The organism is Nocardia carnea, assembly GCF_029868325.1.
Taxonomy (GTDB): domain Bacteria; phylum Actinomycetota; class Actinomycetes; order Mycobacteriales; family Mycobacteriaceae; genus Nocardia; species Nocardia carnea_C.
In genome coordinates this window covers 1-16,161 of sequence record NZ_JARWNW010000171.1, presented here as the reverse complement: position 1 = coordinate 16,161, position 16,161 = coordinate 1, and the positions used below count along the sequence as shown (strand labels likewise).

At 67.1% G+C, this 16,161-nt stretch carries 15 protein-coding genes and 1 pseudogene; 6 read left to right on the top strand and 10 right to left on the bottom strand.

Annotated features, from left to right (window positions below):
* Nucleotides 1–128: 128 nt before the first annotated feature.
* Genes QH196_RS13565 through QH196_RS13530 form a run of 8 tightly spaced genes read right to left on the bottom strand, consistent with a single transcriptional unit; the run spans nt 129 to nt 6,378 of the window.
* Complete coding sequence (locus tag QH196_RS13565) at nt 129–617, bottom strand: hypothetical protein (RefSeq protein ID WP_280416136.1); 489 nt, start codon at nt 615–617, stop codon at nt 129–131.
* Between the two features lie 13 nt (nt 618–630).
* Entirely contained in the window at nt 631–804 is a 174-nt protein-coding gene (locus QH196_RS13560; RefSeq protein ID WP_280416135.1) for a hypothetical protein, read from the bottom strand.
* A gap of 13 nt (nt 805–817) precedes the next feature.
* Nucleotides 818–1,396: a 3-phenylpropionate/cinnamic acid dioxygenase subunit beta gene (locus tag QH196_RS13555; RefSeq protein ID WP_280416134.1), complete on the bottom strand. Its 579-nt coding sequence runs from the start codon at nt 1,394–1,396 to the stop codon at nt 818–820.
* Complete coding sequence (locus QH196_RS13550) at nt 1,393–2,196, bottom strand: SDR family NAD(P)-dependent oxidoreductase (protein WP_280416133.1); 804 nt, start codon at nt 2,194–2,196, stop codon at nt 1,393–1,395. The genes QH196_RS13555 and QH196_RS13550 overlap by 4 nt, the downstream gene beginning before the upstream one ends.
* The gene (locus QH196_RS13545; protein ID WP_280416132.1) at nt 2,193–3,530 is read right to left on the bottom strand and encodes an aromatic ring-hydroxylating oxygenase subunit alpha; all 1,338 of its coding nucleotides are present in this window, start codon (nt 3,528–3,530) and stop codon (nt 2,193–2,195) included. The genes QH196_RS13550 and QH196_RS13545 overlap by 4 nt, the downstream gene beginning before the upstream one ends.
* A gap of 21 nt (nt 3,531–3,551) precedes the next feature.
* Complete coding sequence (locus tag QH196_RS13540) at nt 3,552–4,790, bottom strand: NAD(P)/FAD-dependent oxidoreductase (protein ID WP_280416131.1); 1,239 nt, start codon at nt 4,788–4,790, stop codon at nt 3,552–3,554.
* Nucleotides 4,787–5,107, bottom strand: coding sequence for a 2Fe-2S iron-sulfur cluster-binding protein (locus QH196_RS13535; RefSeq protein WP_280416130.1), 321 nt, complete (start codon nt 5,105–5,107; stop codon nt 4,787–4,789). The genes QH196_RS13540 and QH196_RS13535 overlap by 4 nt, the downstream gene beginning before the upstream one ends.
* Entirely contained in the window at nt 5,107–6,378 is a 1,272-nt protein-coding gene (locus tag QH196_RS13530) for an MFS transporter (protein WP_280416129.1), read from the bottom strand. The genes QH196_RS13535 and QH196_RS13530 overlap by 1 nt, the downstream gene beginning before the upstream one ends.
* A gap of 155 nt (nt 6,379–6,533) precedes the next feature.
* Between QH196_RS13530 and QH196_RS13525 the strand changes: the two genes are divergently transcribed.
* From QH196_RS13525 to hpaD, 5 genes and pseudogenes are all read left to right on the top strand, one after another.
* Complete coding sequence (locus QH196_RS13525; protein ID WP_280416128.1) at nt 6,534–7,280, top strand: IclR family transcriptional regulator; 747 nt, start codon at nt 6,534–6,536, stop codon at nt 7,278–7,280.
* A 96-nt stretch (nt 7,281–7,376) separates the two neighbouring features.
* A complete protein-coding gene (locus tag QH196_RS13520; protein ID WP_280416127.1) occupies nt 7,377–8,891 on the top strand; it encodes a fumarylacetoacetate hydrolase family protein in 1,515 nt (504 codons plus the stop codon).
* Nucleotides 8,878–9,582: a GntR family transcriptional regulator gene (locus tag QH196_RS13515; protein ID WP_280416126.1), complete on the top strand. Its 705-nt coding sequence runs from the start codon at nt 8,878–8,880 to the stop codon at nt 9,580–9,582. Before QH196_RS13520 ends, QH196_RS13515 begins: the two co-directional genes overlap by 14 nt.
* A 33-nt stretch (nt 9,583–9,615) precedes the next feature.
* On the top strand, nt 9,616–11,130 hold the full coding sequence (gene hpaE / locus QH196_RS13510) for a 5-carboxymethyl-2-hydroxymuconate semialdehyde dehydrogenase (protein WP_280416125.1): 1,515 nt from the start codon (nt 9,616–9,618) through the stop codon (nt 11,128–11,130).
* Nucleotides 11,131–11,175: 45 nt separating this feature from the next.
* Nucleotides 11,176–12,327 (top strand): annotated as a pseudogene (gene hpaD, locus QH196_RS13505) (3,4-dihydroxyphenylacetate 2,3-dioxygenase); the annotation flags it as partial.
* A 341-nt stretch (nt 12,328–12,668) separates the two neighbouring features.
* Here the strand turns inward: hpaD and QH196_RS13500 are convergent.
* The gene (locus QH196_RS13500; RefSeq protein WP_280416124.1) at nt 12,669–15,284 is read right to left on the bottom strand and encodes a DUF6049 family protein; all 2,616 of its coding nucleotides are present in this window, start codon (nt 15,282–15,284) and stop codon (nt 12,669–12,671) included.
* Nucleotides 15,281–15,817: an NUDIX hydrolase gene (locus QH196_RS13495; RefSeq protein WP_081595861.1), complete on the bottom strand. Its 537-nt coding sequence runs from the start codon at nt 15,815–15,817 to the stop codon at nt 15,281–15,283. Before QH196_RS13495 ends, QH196_RS13500 begins: the two co-directional genes overlap by 4 nt.
* Nucleotides 15,818–15,841: 24 nt before the next feature.
* Between QH196_RS13495 and QH196_RS13490 the strand changes: the two genes are divergently transcribed.
* Nucleotides 15,842–16,161: hypothetical protein (locus QH196_RS13490; RefSeq protein ID WP_280416137.1), on the top strand; the 320-nt coding region annotated here is incomplete at its 3' end.

The following is a 16,161-nucleotide window of genomic DNA, read 5'->3' as shown; positions in this document are numbered from 1 at the left end:
TCTTCTTTTTTTTTTTTTTTCTTTTCTTCCCCCCCCGCCGCGCCGCCCCCGCCCCCCCCCCCCCCCCCCCCCCCCCCCCCCCCCCCCCCCCCCCCCCCCCCCCCCCCCCCCCGACTCCGGCTTGCGGGCTACGTCGGGGTCGAATTATCGCCGCCGGACGGCAGCCCGGGGGGATCGGCGGCATCGGTCCGGTAGTCCGGGTCGAGGTGGTGTCCGGGGGTCAGGAAGTTGTCGGTGAACTCTCCTTTGGAGACCTTGACCGGGATTTCGTCTGCCACACCGAGCTCGAGAATATCGTTGCCGGCTTCGGCCTCCGTGGATGCGAGCATCTCGATGCGCGTGGCGATCTGACCGGCCTGCCAGGCGTTCAGGACCCAGGCGAAGCGGTCGTGCTCGGCGGTGTGACGCATACCGTACGGTGCGTCGAGTCCTTCACCGGGAACGAGTGCCACCTGCGACCGGCCGCCGGCCGCGGGCAAGGACCGGCGGAGATCGATATCCATCGGATCCTCGGCGAATTCGCGCAATACCCGGGCTAATTCGTCCAGGTCCGCGTTCTCACCCAGGAACAGGAACAGCGGGTGGAAATCGCTGGGCATATGGTCGAACCGGAGCATGGTCGTCCTCCGCTCAGTCGTGGATGAGCCGCAGGATGTCCTGGGCGTGGACCAGTTCGCTGTCGTCGGCACCGCCCTCCTGCACCGAGATCCACATCCCGTCGTCCATGTTCTCGACGACGGCGACGGTGCGTCCATCGGCCAGCTCGAGGCGGGTGCCCGCGGCGAGTTCGAACATATTGATCATCGGGTGGTCCTTGTCAGAAGAAGGTGGTCAGGTTCTTGGCCAGCAGGATGTTCTGGTCGAGCAGGATTTCGCGGCGGGAGATCTTCCAGCCGTCCGCGGTGAGCCGCAGCCGGTCCGTACGTTTGCCGACGAAGAAGTACGTTTCGTACTCGACACGGTTCTGATAGACGAGGAACCGGCAGCGCACATCGGCCTCACGGTGCGGTCCGTCGTCGTGGACGGCGAGGATCTGGACGTTGGACACCATATGGGTCACGCGGGACAGCGGCTCCTCGGCGTAATGCACGCCGGTGAGAATCTGGTCGACGCGTTTGCCGAGGGTCCATTTGTCCTCGTCGAACCAGCTGATGCCGTGCCCGAGCCGGGTGTTCTCCCGTTCCGCGTGCTGGCCGAACTTCACATTGCGGCGGATGGGCATGAAATAGGTGACATCGTCGGTGAGCAGGTCGAGCCAGTCACGGAACCGGCGCTCGTCGAGCAGATCGGCTTCGGTATAGAGGAAATCCTCGATATCCGCCTTCAGCCGGTAGTAGCTTCCGTCGCGGACGATCGGGGCCCGGGCCGCGTCGCCGGAGATTTCGGTGGTGCTCATGCAGTCTTCTTCCTTTTCACTGGTCCGCCCTGGTGTGCGAAGCAGCCGACGTCGAGGATCGTGCCGGAGATGGCTTCGGCTGCGTCGCTGATCAGGAAGGCGACCGCGTGGGCCATATCGGTTCCGTCGACCGGCCGGCCGGCCGCCGATCCGGGCGCGTTCTTGTCCATTCGCGACTGTTCTCCGCCGACCCGCCCGAGGGCCATCCCGGAAACGATGCCGCCCCCGCCGGGGATCACGGTGTTGACGCGCACTCTGTCGTCGAAGAAGTCGTAGGCGGTGGCGGCCGAAAGTGCCGCGAGGCCTCCTTTGCTGGCCGCGTATGCCGCCATATTCGGTTTGCCCCAGCCCGCGCCCGAACCGATGTTCACGATGGAGCCGCCGCCGCGGCGGATCAGGTGCGGCAGCACCGCGCGTGCGCAGAGATACGGACCTTTGAGGTTCACCGCCATGATCCGGTCGAACAGCTCCTCATCGGTGTCGAGCACCGTGCCGAGCGGGCCGATCGCCGCATTGTTCACCAGCGCGTCGATGCCACCGAACCGGTCTACGGTGTGGTCGACCGCCCGGCCGACGGCCGCGGAATCGGAGACATCGGCCTCCAGGACATCGATGTTCAGGTCCAGGGATTCGACTTCGGCGCGGAACGCGCTGACCGACCCTGTTGCGGTACTGGCGGTCTGCGCGGCGTCGATACCCAGTGCCACGACCCGGTGGCCACGTTCGGCCAGCCCGAGGGCGATACCCCGGCCGAGGCTGAATGTTCCGCCGGTCACGAGGACGACCTTGGATTCGGTCATCGCCGATCCTCCCCGAGGAGCACGTCCCAGGACTCGCCGCGCATGTAGTTCTGCCAGGTCCGGTAGTAGCCCCGGGCCATTTCTTCGGTGGGCTGCAGGGTTACGTTGCCGGGGTAGGAGAAGTCGTCGGTGGCCTTGCCGAGCGACTGCTGGTAGTTGAACGGATACCGGCGTGCGACGGTGCCGACGCTGGCGGAGGTGGCGTACAGCCAGTTCTCCATATCGTCCTGTTCGGTCATCCCGGCGGGACCCGAATAGCGCATGTAGTAGTGGCGCAGATAGTCCTTCACCTCGTCGGGTGCGTCCTTGTCGACCAGGAAGAAGCGCCAGGCTTCGGTGCTGGTGGGGGAGTGGGGATGCCAGGCGCACAGGCCGCGGGGCTGGCGGCCGTGGTAGGAGGTGTTGGGGAAGATCGAGCCGACGAACGGTAGCAGCCTGGCTTCTTCGCCGAGGCGGCGTTTGCGCTCCTCGTAGCAGTGCCGGAAGTACTCCTCGAGCACCGGGTTGTCCAGGAAGGATTCGATGTACTCGTTGGCTTCGGGCTGGATCGCCGAATGCACGCCGTGGCCGGCGGGGAAGCTGACCCAGATGTGCTGGGCCTTTTCCAGTTCGTCGTCGCGCCGGCCCTTCTTACCGGATTCCGCACTCGGTCCGATACCGATCAGGTCGACGGAGCGGTGGCTGGGGTTGTGGTAGGTATCGCCGAGGAAGTTCTCCGCGGCGAACTTCCAGTTCGCCGGGAAGATCCACTTGTGGACGCCGATGACCTCGGAACCGCCCTCGCGGCCGTCACGGCAGTCGAGCGCCTGATCCAGATGCAACTTGGCATCGCCGAGATAGGTGAGGAAATCGGGGGCGTCCTTGTCCCAGGTAGCCCAGATGGTCCCCTTGTAGTTCGCCAGTTTGGCGACCGAGACCAGCGAGTTCGCCTCCCGATCGAGGGTGCCGTCGTAGAGGGCCCGATACTGGGGCACGCCCTGGAGTTTGCCGTCTGTGGTGTAGGTCCAGGAGTGGTACGGGCAGGTGAACAGCGAGGTGTTACCGGATTCGTATCGGCAGACCTTCATACCCCGGTGGCGGCAGGAGTTGAGGAAGACATGGATTTCGCCGCGTTTGTCACGGCACAGGATCACCGATTCCTCGCCCATCCGGGAGGTGAAGAAATCACCGGGCTGCGGGATCTGGCTCTCGTGGCCGACGAAAAGCCACGCCCGGGTGAAAACCTTGTCCAGTTCCTCGCGGTAGGTATCGGGATCGACGAAGATCTCGCGGCTGATGAAACCGCGTTCCAGGTCGACGAATCCGTCGACAGTGTCGCGGGCGAGGTTGCTCATGGGGGTCCTTTCTGGGAGTGGTTACGCGATCGCCGGAGCTCTGCCGGCCGTGCGCAGCGAGAATTCGGGCGAGCGCAGATCACGGCCGGTCACGCGCGCGCCGGAGGTGAGCAGTCGCCGGGCGGCGAGATGATCTCCGGGGCTGTTGACCGATTCGACGGCCGTGAGCACGTCCTCGCGCAACCTGCAGACGGAGAACCGCTGCGCGGCTTCTGGGTCGCCGAGGATCACCGATTCGTCGGTGGGTCCTGCCAGTCCGGCGATCTGGAGTTTGGCACCGGCCTGGTGGCTCCAGAACCAGGGGAGGTCGTCGTATTCCGCCGCGGTGCCGGTGATCCGGCGTGCCAGGAACCGGGCCTGATCCGCGGCGTTCTGGACCGATTCGACCCGGACCGGTTCGGCGCCGGCACCTCGCCGGAGAGCCGCGCAATCACCGATCGCGGATATTGCCGGATCGCTCGTGGCCAGACGGGCGTCGACCACGATGCCGTTGCCGACTTCGAGTCCGGCCGCGGCGGCCAGATCGCTGTTGGGCAGCACGCCGATACCGACGAGAACCATATCGGCGCTGTGCAGGACACCGTCGACGTAGGCACCGGTGACCCGGCCGTTCCTATCGCGACGGAACGTTTCCACAGTGGTCCCGCACCGGATTTCGGTGCCGTCCGCCCGGTGCCGGTCGGTGAAGAACGCCGATACCTCGGGGGATACCGCGCGGTCCATCACACGTTCGCCGGCCGCCACCACGGTGGCGCATGCTCCGGCCGCGGCGGCTACGGAGGCGAATTCGAGACCGATGAACCCCGCTCCGACGATCAACACAGTGCGTGCGCGCGCGAGTGCGGTCCGCAGCGCGTCGGCATCCTCGCGAGTTCGCAGATAGTAGACGTTCGCCGGGGCGCCACCCGGGATATCGAGTCGCCGGTTGCGCGCACCTGTGGCGAGGACGAGATGCTCGTAGTCCATGATCTCGCCACCGGACAGCGCCAACTGCCGGGTGTCGCGGTGGATGCGGGTCGCGGTGACTCCGGTGCGGAGCGCGATGGTGCGCTCCCGGTAGTACTCGGGGGTTCGGATCGGAAGTTCGGCCTCCGGCACCTTTCCGGCCATATAGTCCTTGGACAGCGGCGGCCGGTGGTAGGGCACATGCGGTTCGTCGCCGATGAGGGTGATCGGCTCGGTGTATCCGGCTTCCCGCAACGAGGTGGCGAGTTGCGCTCCGGCCTGACCGGCGCCCACGATCACGGTTCCCGCGGTCATTGCGACTCCGGTAGCCGCAGAATCAGCCCGTCCAGCTCCTCGCCGACCCGGATCTGACACGACAACCGACTGCCGGCTTTCCGCTCACAGGCGGTGAATTCGAGCATATCGGCTTCGTCGAGACCGGGTTCGCCGACGCGTTCGCGCCAGGCCTCGTCGACGTACACATGGCAGGTGGCGCAGGAGACCTCGCCGCCGCAGTCGGCGGTGATGCCGTCCACGCCGCCGAGGAGGGCGGCCCGCATCGCACTGGAGCCGTCCGTCGCCTCCACCTCCCGGGCTGCGCCGTCGGGGTGGACGAAGACAATTTTCGACATCAGGATCCTTCCTTCTCGGTGGAGATACGAACGGTTTCTTTACGGGGCGGGTTCTCCCGGACGAAGAACATGACCGCCATTCCCAGCAACGGGCCGGCCGCGAGTGTGAGGAACGCGGCCTGGAACGAGCCGGTGGCGGCGAAAACCGCACCCACTGCCATCGGCGCCAGAATGCTGCCGATCTGCCAGATCGCGTTGGCGACGCCCGACGCGGCGCCGGTCACCCACGTCGGGACCAGCCGGGGGACCAGCGAGATGATCAGCGGTGACCAGCCGTAGGCCGTCAGCCCGAGGAACGGGGCCGCGATCAGGAACGCCACGGGTGTGGTCAGCATCCCGAAGAGCACGAGGATCGCGCTGAACGCACCGAACAGCGCGATGATCGGAGTTTTGCGGGCGCCGTGGAAGAAGCGGTCGGAGACGAAGCCGATCACCGGTTTCGAGACGATGGCGCTGATCGCGAAGATCGCGACCACGACACCGGTGATTTCCGGGCCCATTCCGTGGCCCTTGATCATCAGCGCGTTCGACCAGGTGACGAAGCCGTAGAGCCCCCAGAAGGCACACAGGCCGGCGAGGCAGGTCAGCAGGAGATCGCGATTGCGCAGCAGCGCACCGAAATCGGGCTTCTTGCTGGAGTTGCGTTCCGGCTGCGCGGTGCTGTCGAGCAGCGGCCCCGGCCGGACGGTGGCGAACAGGACGATCGCGACCACGATGGAGATCGCGCCGAAGAGGTGGTAGGAGGTCTGCCAGCCCGAGGCGCTGATGAGGGCCGGGACGACGAGGTTGGCGACGGCGGTACCGATCGACGTGGCGGTGACGAAGATGCCGAGTGCCAGCCCGAGTTCGGTGGGACGGAACCAACTGGCGATCAAGCGGACGCCCGCGGAGTAGTCCGCGCCGGCGAAGAAACCGACCACTGCCTGGACCGCGATGCCCACCGCCGGGGAGGTCACCGACCCGAAGCAGATCATCGCGATACCGGCGCCCAGGAGCGACACGGTCAGGACTATGCGGCCACCGAAGGCATCGGAGAGGAAACCGCCGAATGCGTTGGATACGACGTAGCCGACGTAGTACGCGGTGGCGAAGGCGCCGAGACTGGCCAGCGGTACGGCGAGACTCTCACCCACGAACAGTGACGCGGGTCCCCACGTCGACCGGTCCACGGACGTCAGGGTGAACGACGCCCAGCAGGCGATGAGGACCAGCCATCGGTATCTCGGGAGAGTTTCTCCCGAAACGGGGCGGTCTACTGCAGAACTCGTCATCGAGCCTCCAAGGGTGCTGCCTCGCCGACGGTTCATGGGGGTGGTCGCGGGAGAGGCGATAGAACTTGACGAATTATCACTGTGTGATAATGTAATCTCGGGTGGTGAAATTGACGATAAGGGCTGAGTGTGAGTGAGTCAACAAGGGGTGTGCTGTGACCAAGCCCGGTGCAGACAGTGCCCGGCGGGCGATCGAGGTTCTGTTCGCGTTCGAGCACCGGCCGGTGTCCACGGTGCGGGAGGTTTCCGAACGCACCGGGTTGCCGCTGCCGACCGCCCATCGCTACGTGGCATTGCTGCGGGAGATGGGGTTGGTCGAGGAGGCGCGTCACGGCGGTTACCGGCTGACGATGCGTGTTGCGGCACTCGGCTATGCGGCGCGTGAAGCAACCTCGCTCATCGATGTGGTGCAGCCCCATATGCAGGCATTCTCCGATGAAACGCAGGAAACGATCCTGCTGATTCAGCCGGTGGCGGGATTGCCGGTCTGTACGCACCGCATCGAGGCCCGGCAGCGGTTGCGGCTGTCGTTCGAAATCGGCCAGCATCTGCCCGCGCTGCGCGGTGCCAGTGCCCGATTGCTGCTCGCGGGTTTCGATGAGACCGCGCGTCGTGAATACGTGCGGGATGCGCTCGCCCGGGGTGAACGGCCGCCCGTGGAGGGTGTCGAGCAGTTCCTTGCCGATGTGGCGGAGGTGGCGACGGCCGGTTGGACGGCCAGTTCCGAGGAGATCGACGAGGGAGTCTGGAGCGCAGCTGCATCGATCCGTAGTGAGGGCAAACCCGTGGGAACGCTGTCCGCGCCGTGCCCGGCATTCCGGATCGATGACGAGAAGGCGGCGGTGATTATCGAATTGGTTCGGCGAACTGCCGATCGGATCAACAGCGCGCTCGGTTCCTGAGGTCCATTGCCGGTCCGGCGGGGCCTCCCTGGATTTCCGGGCTCGGTGTTCGTGGAGGCGTTGCCCCGATGTCACAGATCATATACGATTTCAGATATGACCTCGAGCGACAGCGTTCCTTCTCCTGCGCTACCTGCGGAAACCCGGTTCGCCGGCCTGCCCTCGGTGCCGGGGAAGATTATCGCGGTACACCTCAGTTATGAGTCACGCGCCGCTCAGCGCGGGCGTCGGCCGGCCGCGCCGTCGTACTTCTTCAAGCCCGCGAGTTCGGTCGCTGCGACCGGCTCGGTGGTCGAACGACCGCAGGGGGCCGAACTGCTCGCCTACGAGGGTGAGATCGCGCTCGTCATCGGTACACCTGCGCGCCGGGTATCACTCGAGGACGCCTGGTCGCACGTCGCATGGGTTACCGCTGCCAACGACTGGGGGCTCTACGATCTGCGCGGCAACGACAAAGGTTCGAACGTCCGCAACAAGGGGCGCGACGGTTACACGCCGCTCGGGCCTGAGCTCATCGATGCCCGCCAGGTCGATCCGGCCGCGTTGCGTGTGCGTACCTGGCACAACGGCAACCTCGCGCAAGACGATACGACCGCGGGACTGATCTTCCCGCTGGCACAGCTCGTGGCCGATCTGTCCCAGCACTGCACGCTGGAAACCGGGGACGTCATCCTGACCGGGACTCCGGCGGGGGCGTCGGTGGCGGTGCCGGGTGATGTCGTCGAGGTCGAAGTCGACGCGCCTGCGGCCGGACTGACGAGTGGCCGGCTCGAAACGCGGGTGGCCGACGGTGCGGATACGTTCGATCCGGCGCTCGGCTCGTTGCCCTCTGTCGACGATCGGCAGCGCGAGGAGGCGTGGGGGTCGCGAGAGGCCGCGGGTCTCGGTGCCGTCGAAACCGGTGGCTCCGGGCTGTCTCCCGAACTGCTGGCCAAGCTCCAGGAGGCCCCGGTCGCCGGTTTGACCGGGATCCTGCGCAAACGGGGACTGAACAATGTGTGCATCGACGGTGTGCACGCACTGCGGCCCGGAACCAAGATGGTCGGCACGGCGAAGACCCTGCGTTTCGTCCCGAACCGGGAAGACCTGTTCCGCAGCCACGGCGGCGGCTACAACGCCCAGAAGCGTGCCTTCGACACGGTCGCCCCAGGCGAGGTCATTGTGATCGAGGCCCGCGGGGAGCGCGGCTCGGGCACGCTCGGTGACGTTCTCGCGCTACGCGCCAAGGCCCGGGAAGCTGCGGGCATCGTCACCGACGGTGGGGTCCGGGACTCCGCGGCAGTCGACGAGATCGGCATACCGGTGTTCGGCCAGGGCGGGCATCCTGCCGTTCTCGGCCGCAAACACGTGCCCTGGGAAAGCGATATCGCGGTGGCCTGCGGCGGCGCGACGGTCCTGCCCGGCGACATCATCGTCGGTGACGACGACGGTGTCATCGTCATCCCGGCCGCCATGGCCGAGGAGGTTGTCGACGCGGCCTTGGCGCAGGAAGCCGAGGACGCGTGGATCGCCGAGCAGGTGGCAGCCGGGCACCCGGTCGACGGACTGTTCCCCATGAACGCCGAATGGCGGGCACGCTACGAGGAGGCACGCGGAAATGTCGACGGGTGATCCGGTGATCGCTGCCGGGAGCAAATCGCAGCGCGCCTACGAATGGATCCACACCCGCATCGCGGACCGCCGGTTCGTCCCCGGGTACCGGCTGGTGCTGGGGTCGATCGCCGAATCGCTCGGGATGAGCGTGGTGCCGGTGCGGGAAGCGATCCGGCGGCTCGAGGCCGAGGGGCTCGTCGAATTCGAACGCAATGTCGGCGCCCGGGTCGCGCAGATCGACCAGAGCGAATACCTGCACACGATGGAGACTCTCGGTGTCGTGGAAGGAGCCGCCACCGCGCTGGCGGTACCGCATCTCACCGAGGCCGATCTCGATCGGGCCGCCGCCGTCAACGCACGGCTGCGGGCCCTGCTCGACGATTTCGACCCGAACCTGTTCACCCATATCAACGAGCAGTTCCACAGTGTGCTGTTCGAACCGTGCCCGAACCCGCACATCCTCGACCTGGTGCACCGCGGCTGGACCCGGATGTCCGGATTGCGCTCCTCGACTTTCGCTTTCGTGCCCGACCGGGCGCGCGAATCGGTGGAAGAACACGATCAGATCGTCGATCTGATCCGCCGGAAAGCCGATCCCCTCGACATCGAAATGGCCGCGCGGCAGCACCGCTGGCGCACCATGAACGCCTACCTCGGCGAGTACGAACCCGCCGCGCAGCGGTTCGGTACGGCCGAATTCACCGACTGACCCCTTTCCCCGACCTCACACAGGAGGATTCCCATGGCCGACAGCGTGTCGCCACAGCACCACGTACCGGCTGACCTGCCCGACCGCATTCGCCATTACATCGACGGAGCCTTCGTCGATTCCGTCGACGGCGCCACCTTCGATGTGCTCGATCCGGTCACGAACGACACGTATGTGCAGGCCGCCGCGGGTGGCAAGGCCGATATCGATCGCGCCGTAGCCGCGGCCCGCAAGGCGTTCACCGAGGGCCCGTGGCCGAAGCTGCTGCCCCGTGAGCGTTCCCGGGTGCTGCACCGTATCGCCGATCTGGTCGAATCCCGCGACGCCCGGCTGGCGGAGCTGGAGAGCTTCGATTCCGGGCTGCCCATCACCCAGGCGCTGGGGCAGGCGCGCCGGGCCGCCGAGAACTTCCGCTTCTTCGCCGACCTGATCGTCGCGCAGGCCGACGACACCTACAAGGTGCCGGGCCGCCAGATCAACTACGTCAACCGCAAACCCATCGGTGTCGCGGGCCTGATCACGCCGTGGAATACGCCGTTCATGCTGGAGAGCTGGAAACTGGCGCCGGCGCTGGCCACCGGTAACACCGTGGTGCTCAAGCCCGCGGAATTCACTCCGCTGTCCGCCTCGCTGTGGGCCGGAATCTTCGAGGAAGCCGGACTGCCGCAGGGCGTGTTCAACCTGGTCAACGGTCTCGGCGAGGATGCGGGCGATGCGCTGGTGAAACACCCGGACGTACCGCTGATCTCGTTCACCGGCGAAAGCCGCACCGGGCAGATCATCTTCGGTAACGCCGCGCCCTATCTCAAGGGTCTGTCGATGGAACTCGGCGGGAAATCCCCGGCCGTGGTGTTCGCCGATGCCGATCTGGACGCCGCCATCGACGCCACCGTGTTCGGTGTCTTCTCCCTCAACGGTGAACGCTGCACCGCGGGCAGCCGCATTCTGGTGCAGCGCGAGGTGTACGACGAATTCGTCGAACGTTACGCCGCGCAGGCCGAACGGGTGAAGGTCGGCTACCCGCACGACCCCGCCACCGAGGTCGGCGCGCTGGTGCATCCCGAGCACTACGACAAGGTCGTGAGCTATATCGAGATCGGCAAGGGCGAGGCCCGCCTGGTCGCCGGTGGCGACCGTCCGGCCGAGTTCCCGTCGGGGAACTTCGTGCGCCCCACCGTTTTCGCGGATGTGAAACCGGATGCGCGGATCTTCCAGGAAGAGATCTTCGGCCCGGTCGTGGCGATCACGCCCTTCGATACCGAGGAAGAGGCGCTCGAACTCGCCAACGGCGTGAAATACGGTCTGGCCGCCTATATCTGGACCAACGACCTCAAGCGCGCGCACAACTTCTCGCAGGCCGTCGAGGCCGGCATGGTGTGGCTGAACTCGAACAATGTGCGCGATCTGCGCACCCCCTTCGGCGGTGTGAAGGCCTCGGGCCTCGGCCACGAGGGCGGCTATCGCTCCATCGACTTCTACACCGACCAGCAGGCCGTGCACATCACCCTCGGCAAGGTCCACAACCCCACCTTCGGCAAGTCCGCCTGATATCCCGCCGGACCTGTCCCGACCTCTCACCCCAAGGCAGCAGCAATGACCGAACGTACTCGCACCTCCTCGGGCTTCTTCGTCACCCAGGAAGCCCCCATCCACGCCGACGATCCGGTGGCGACCCCCACCGCGCCGCCGCCGGATATCGTGCGCGCCGCCTACGCCGAACTCGTCGTCACCGATCTGGCCCGCTCGCGCGAGTTCTACGTGGATGTGCTCGGTATGACCGTTACCGAGGAAGACGAGAACGCGGTCTACCTGCGCACCCTCGAGGAGTTCATCCACCACAACCTGGTGATCCGCAAGGGCCCGGTCGCCGCGCTCGCCGCACTGTCCTACCGGGTGCGCACCCCCGAGGACCTGGATCGGGCCGTCGCCTTCTACACCGAGCTCGGCTGCCGGACCGAACGCCGGGCCGACGGCTTCACGAAGGGTATCGGCGATTCGGTGCGCGTGGTGGATCCGCTCGGTTTCCCCTACGAATTCTTCTACGACACCGAGCATGTGGAGCGGCTGGCCTGGCGCTACGACCTCTACAGCCCCGGCGCGCTGGTCCGCCTCGACCATTTCAACCAGGTCACCCCCGATGTCCCGCGCGCGGTCAAGCACTACCAGGATCTGGGCTTCCGGGTGACCGAGGATATCCAGGACGAAGCCGGCACCACCTACGCCGCGTGGATGCGCCGCAAACCGACCGTCCACGACACCGCCACCACCGGCGGGGACGGTCCGCGCCTGCATCATGTCGCCTTCGCCACGCACGAGAAGCACAACATCCTGGCGATCTGCGACAAGCTCGGCGCCCTGCGGCTGTCCGACCACATCGAACGCGGTCCCGGCCGCCACGGCGTCTCCAACGCGTTCTACCTCTACCTGCGGGACCCCGACGGCCACCGTATCGAGATCTACACCCAGGACTACTACACCGGCGACCCGGACAACCCGGTCGTCACCTGGGATGTGCACGACAACCAGCGCCGCGACTGGTGGGGCACCCCGGTGGTGCCGTCCTGGTACACCGACGCCTCGCTCGTGCTCGATCTGGACGGTAACCCGCAACCGGTCGTGTCGCGCACCGATTCCAGCGAGCTGGAGGTCACCATCGGTGCCGACGGGTTCTCCTACACCCGCGACCCGGGTGACGAGGACCTACCGGGCTGGAAAAAGGGCGAATACAAGCTGGGGCACCCGCTCCCACGGTGCGCTGGGGGCCCGCCGGCCTCGTGGACCGTCGGGCTGTCTACCGGGCTGCTGCCGATGAGCGGAGGATTCATCGTCGCTCATCATGCCTCCTGTATCGCCCGGACCCCCGCTTGCCGGTTGTCCCCTGTGTCGTGCCGAACACTTCGCCGCCGCTGCTGTGCGCAACGAACTGTACGGTGCGGACGGCGTGTCGTATCCGGCCGCGCACCGGCACCCCGGACGGACCAGGAGTGCCGGTGCGCGCACCCTCTCCATCTTCCATGTGACACCCGTGCCGGTCATCTCCCCAGGTCGGCCGGTGGATGACCTATCCGGGACATCGAGGTCCGGGCCTATACCCGTTCCCGGCGCTGTGCCGGGTGGCGGCCGGTTTCCAGCGCTTCGTCACTGACCTCGAGACCGGTGTTGCCGGTGGTGCGCCGCCGGGCCCGGCCCAGCCGGATCACCCGCCGCCGGACCCCCGGATCCACGCCCTTGTCGGCCGGATCGTGTTCGCCGTGGAATCGGCGCCACAGGCGGCGGCCGGCGAGCAGGAACAACAGTGCGGCCGCGCACGCGGTGATGATCGCCAGAATCTGCCCGTAGGCGTTGGAACGCACCGAGATCGAGGTGGCGTGCCCGAGTGGGACCCCTTCGGGTGTGCTCAGCGATATCGGTACGACGAGGTTGCGGCTGTCGCTGACCTCGGTCGGAATCTGGAACGAGCGGGTCCCACGGGGCGGGAGCAGCTGTTCGCCGATATCGGTGATCTTCGTTTCCGGCGGCGCGTCGATCCGGAAGCGGATCCGCATGGAAATGGGCAGGTCGTTACGCGCCACCAGCAGCAACGGGCTCGATTCCGAGGCCAGCGTGTACACCCCGCCCGGCGGCAGCACCGTCACCGACCGGTAGATCTCGTCCACCGCCGCGGTGGTTTTCTCGATCCGCCGCTGCGCGAACACCTCGGCCTGTCCGGTGGGGCCGCCGCGCCGATCCGACAGCGACAGCGCGCGCACCAGATCGTCACGTAACGGGTCCAGGTAGGCGCGTGGGGTCGGCTGGGTGTCGGGCACCTCCACCATGGCCTGCAGCAGCTGGGACAGCCGATGCGACTGGTCGCGGGCCGGTATCGCGAAATGGCCGGGGACTGCCTCGACGGCGGCGTCCGGGAGCGGAGCCAGTTGGTAGGGCGCCGGGTCCGGTGCCTGCCCGACCAGATCGTCGAACGGCCGCGGATCCACCAGTTTGTTGTCCACCAGCAGCTCGAGCTGGCGTAACAGCGCGACGGCTTCCTCGCGGTTGGCGCCCCACTGCTGCGGCGGCATGATCAGCTGGGAACGCGGGCGGCCCGGGTCGGCGTGCAGCGCCTGCCAGGACACCGCACCCAGCGCGTCCTGCAGACGTGCGCTGCGGGAATCGTTGGTCACCGGGTAGCGGGCCGATTCGGGGACGTAGGCCGGGGTGGGTGGATTCGAACCGATTCCGGCCAGCGCCGCCGCCGGCCAGATATCGAACGTCGCGACTCGCAGGGCGGGATCACGGGTCGAGGCCCCACCACTGCCCGCCTGATCCGGCGGCGCCGCGGCACCGGATGTCGCGGGCCCGCCCTCGACCGGCGTAGGACCACCGGCGGGGACGGCCTGTTGTTCGGCGTCCTCCCCCGGTACGGGCCCAGGCGCCGGGGCAGCCCCCGCGATACCGGGCAACCGCACCACGTCCGGCACCGCGGCGGCGGGGTCACCGGCGGCGCCCTCCGGCGCCACCGCGTTCCCCGCGAGCACCGCGGTGTCGAAACCCTGCGATTTCAGCAGTTGTGCCGCGGCCGGGTCGAGACTGCTCGCATCCGGCAGGCTCACCCCGCGCACCGATCGGGTGTTGAGGACGGAATCGACGATCTGCGCGGGAGCTTCCAGCGCGCGGGCCGTGAGCGCCGGATCGTTGGCGGCCGCCAGCGCGGAAATATCGACCTGCGCGAACGGCAACGCCACCGTGCACATCGACGAGGCCAGCCCACGCACCCGGTCCAGCCACTGCTTGGCCGCCTCGGTGCCCGTACCCGGTCGCGTCGCGCCGTCGGGATCCGACGGGCTGGCCAGGACCCGGTAGTCCTCGGTCATCGCCTGCACCGTGAGCAGCAGATCGGGGTCGACGGCCAGGCATATCGCCGAAGCCGGACCGTCCGCCGTGCGGTCGTCGCCGACGACCGATTCCAGCGCGGCGACCAGTTCGTCCAGCCGTCCGCCGCGGCTGAGGGAGGCCGCGAGCTCGTCGTCGGTCAGTTCGGCCGTCCGGTCCAGTTCACCGGTCTGACCGGCTACCATGCGCGGCCGGTCGGCCAGCGGCCACAGCAGTGTCGTCGAGACCGCGGGGTTGGCCGGTGGGGGCAGCGGCGGGGCGCTACCGTCCGCGGCCGCGGGCAGGCCGAGCACTGGCAGGAGGAAACGGGCATCGTCCAACCGTGCCTGGCCGCCGTAGTCGGGGGTCCCGTTCACATTCAGCAGCAGCGGATAGACACCGGGTTCGGTGATGTTCAACGATTCCGCGGTGCCGTCACGCAACGGCACCGACAGCGTGAACTGCTGCCGCTGCCCCGGCTCCAATCGCACCGCGATGTCCTGGAACGGAGTCGGGTAGTCGTAGCTGGATTGATCCAGTTTCAATGTGGTGCGCAGCTCGCTGGCTTCGGCGATCGCCCGGGACCGCTGCACCCGGACCGTCACGTCGTCCACGCCGCGGTCGCCGATATTGGTAACCGTGCCGGTCACCGTCAGCAACGGTTCGCTCGCCGTGGTCACCGTGCCCGGGCTCACCGAATCCAGCGACAGTTTCAGGAACTGCGGCGCCTCGGAATCCTCCGCCGACCCGGTCGGCTGGGCATACGCGACGGTCACGGGCAGCGCGGACAGCGCCGACACCGCGCCGAGGATGGTCAGGATCACGAAAATGATCCGACTCGGTCCACGCGTCATCGCTTACCGGTCTCCATCCGGTCGATCAGGCGGTTCGCCACCTCGGCCAGCCTGCGCTCGTCGGCGTAGGCGAGCCTGGAGTTCAATTCGCTCAACGGCACCCAGTCCACCTGGGTGACCTCCACATCCGCGTCGGATAGTTCACCACCGACCGAACGCAGCAGAAAATGGTGCACTGTCTTGTGTACCCGCCGCCCCTCGGTGACGAACCAGTAATCGATACTGCCCAATTCGGCGACCACCACGCCCTGAATACCGGTTTCCTCGGCGACCTCGCGAATAGCCGTCTGTTCCGAGGTTTCGCCTTCTTCGATATGTCCTTTGGGCAGCGACCATAGCAGCCGTCCCCGGCGATCGGTCCGGCCGATCAGGGCGGCGCAGCGCTTCTCCGGCGGACCGTCCAGCCCGTCGACAACCAAACCCCCGGCCGACGTCTCACGCACCGTGCGCATACGCGGCTTCGCCGCACCACCGGCCGAACCACGGCGCCGGGGCTGGCGGCGTCGACTGTTCGCGCGATCGGCCGGAGACACTACGCAATACTAGAGCAGGGTCTTTTGGCGCCGCCTTCGGCGGCGCGGGGGGTGTGTGGGGCGGCGGGGGCGAGGAATAGAACCCCCCCCGCACCCGCGGCCACCCTCGGCATACTGGAGAACTTCGATATCCCGGCCCTGCCGCCCGAATGGGTCGACAACAACGGCGGCGTCCCGCGCGCCGAGGCCGTCCATCTGATCGCGGAGGCCGAGCGAGACCATTACGTCGCCGTAAGAGGTCCGGCGGGCCGGGCGATGACCTGCCGGCAGCTGCTTCAGAACAATGAGGGAAAGCACGACGAGAAGCACCGCGAGCGTGATGTAGATGCTTCGCCATCCCGACA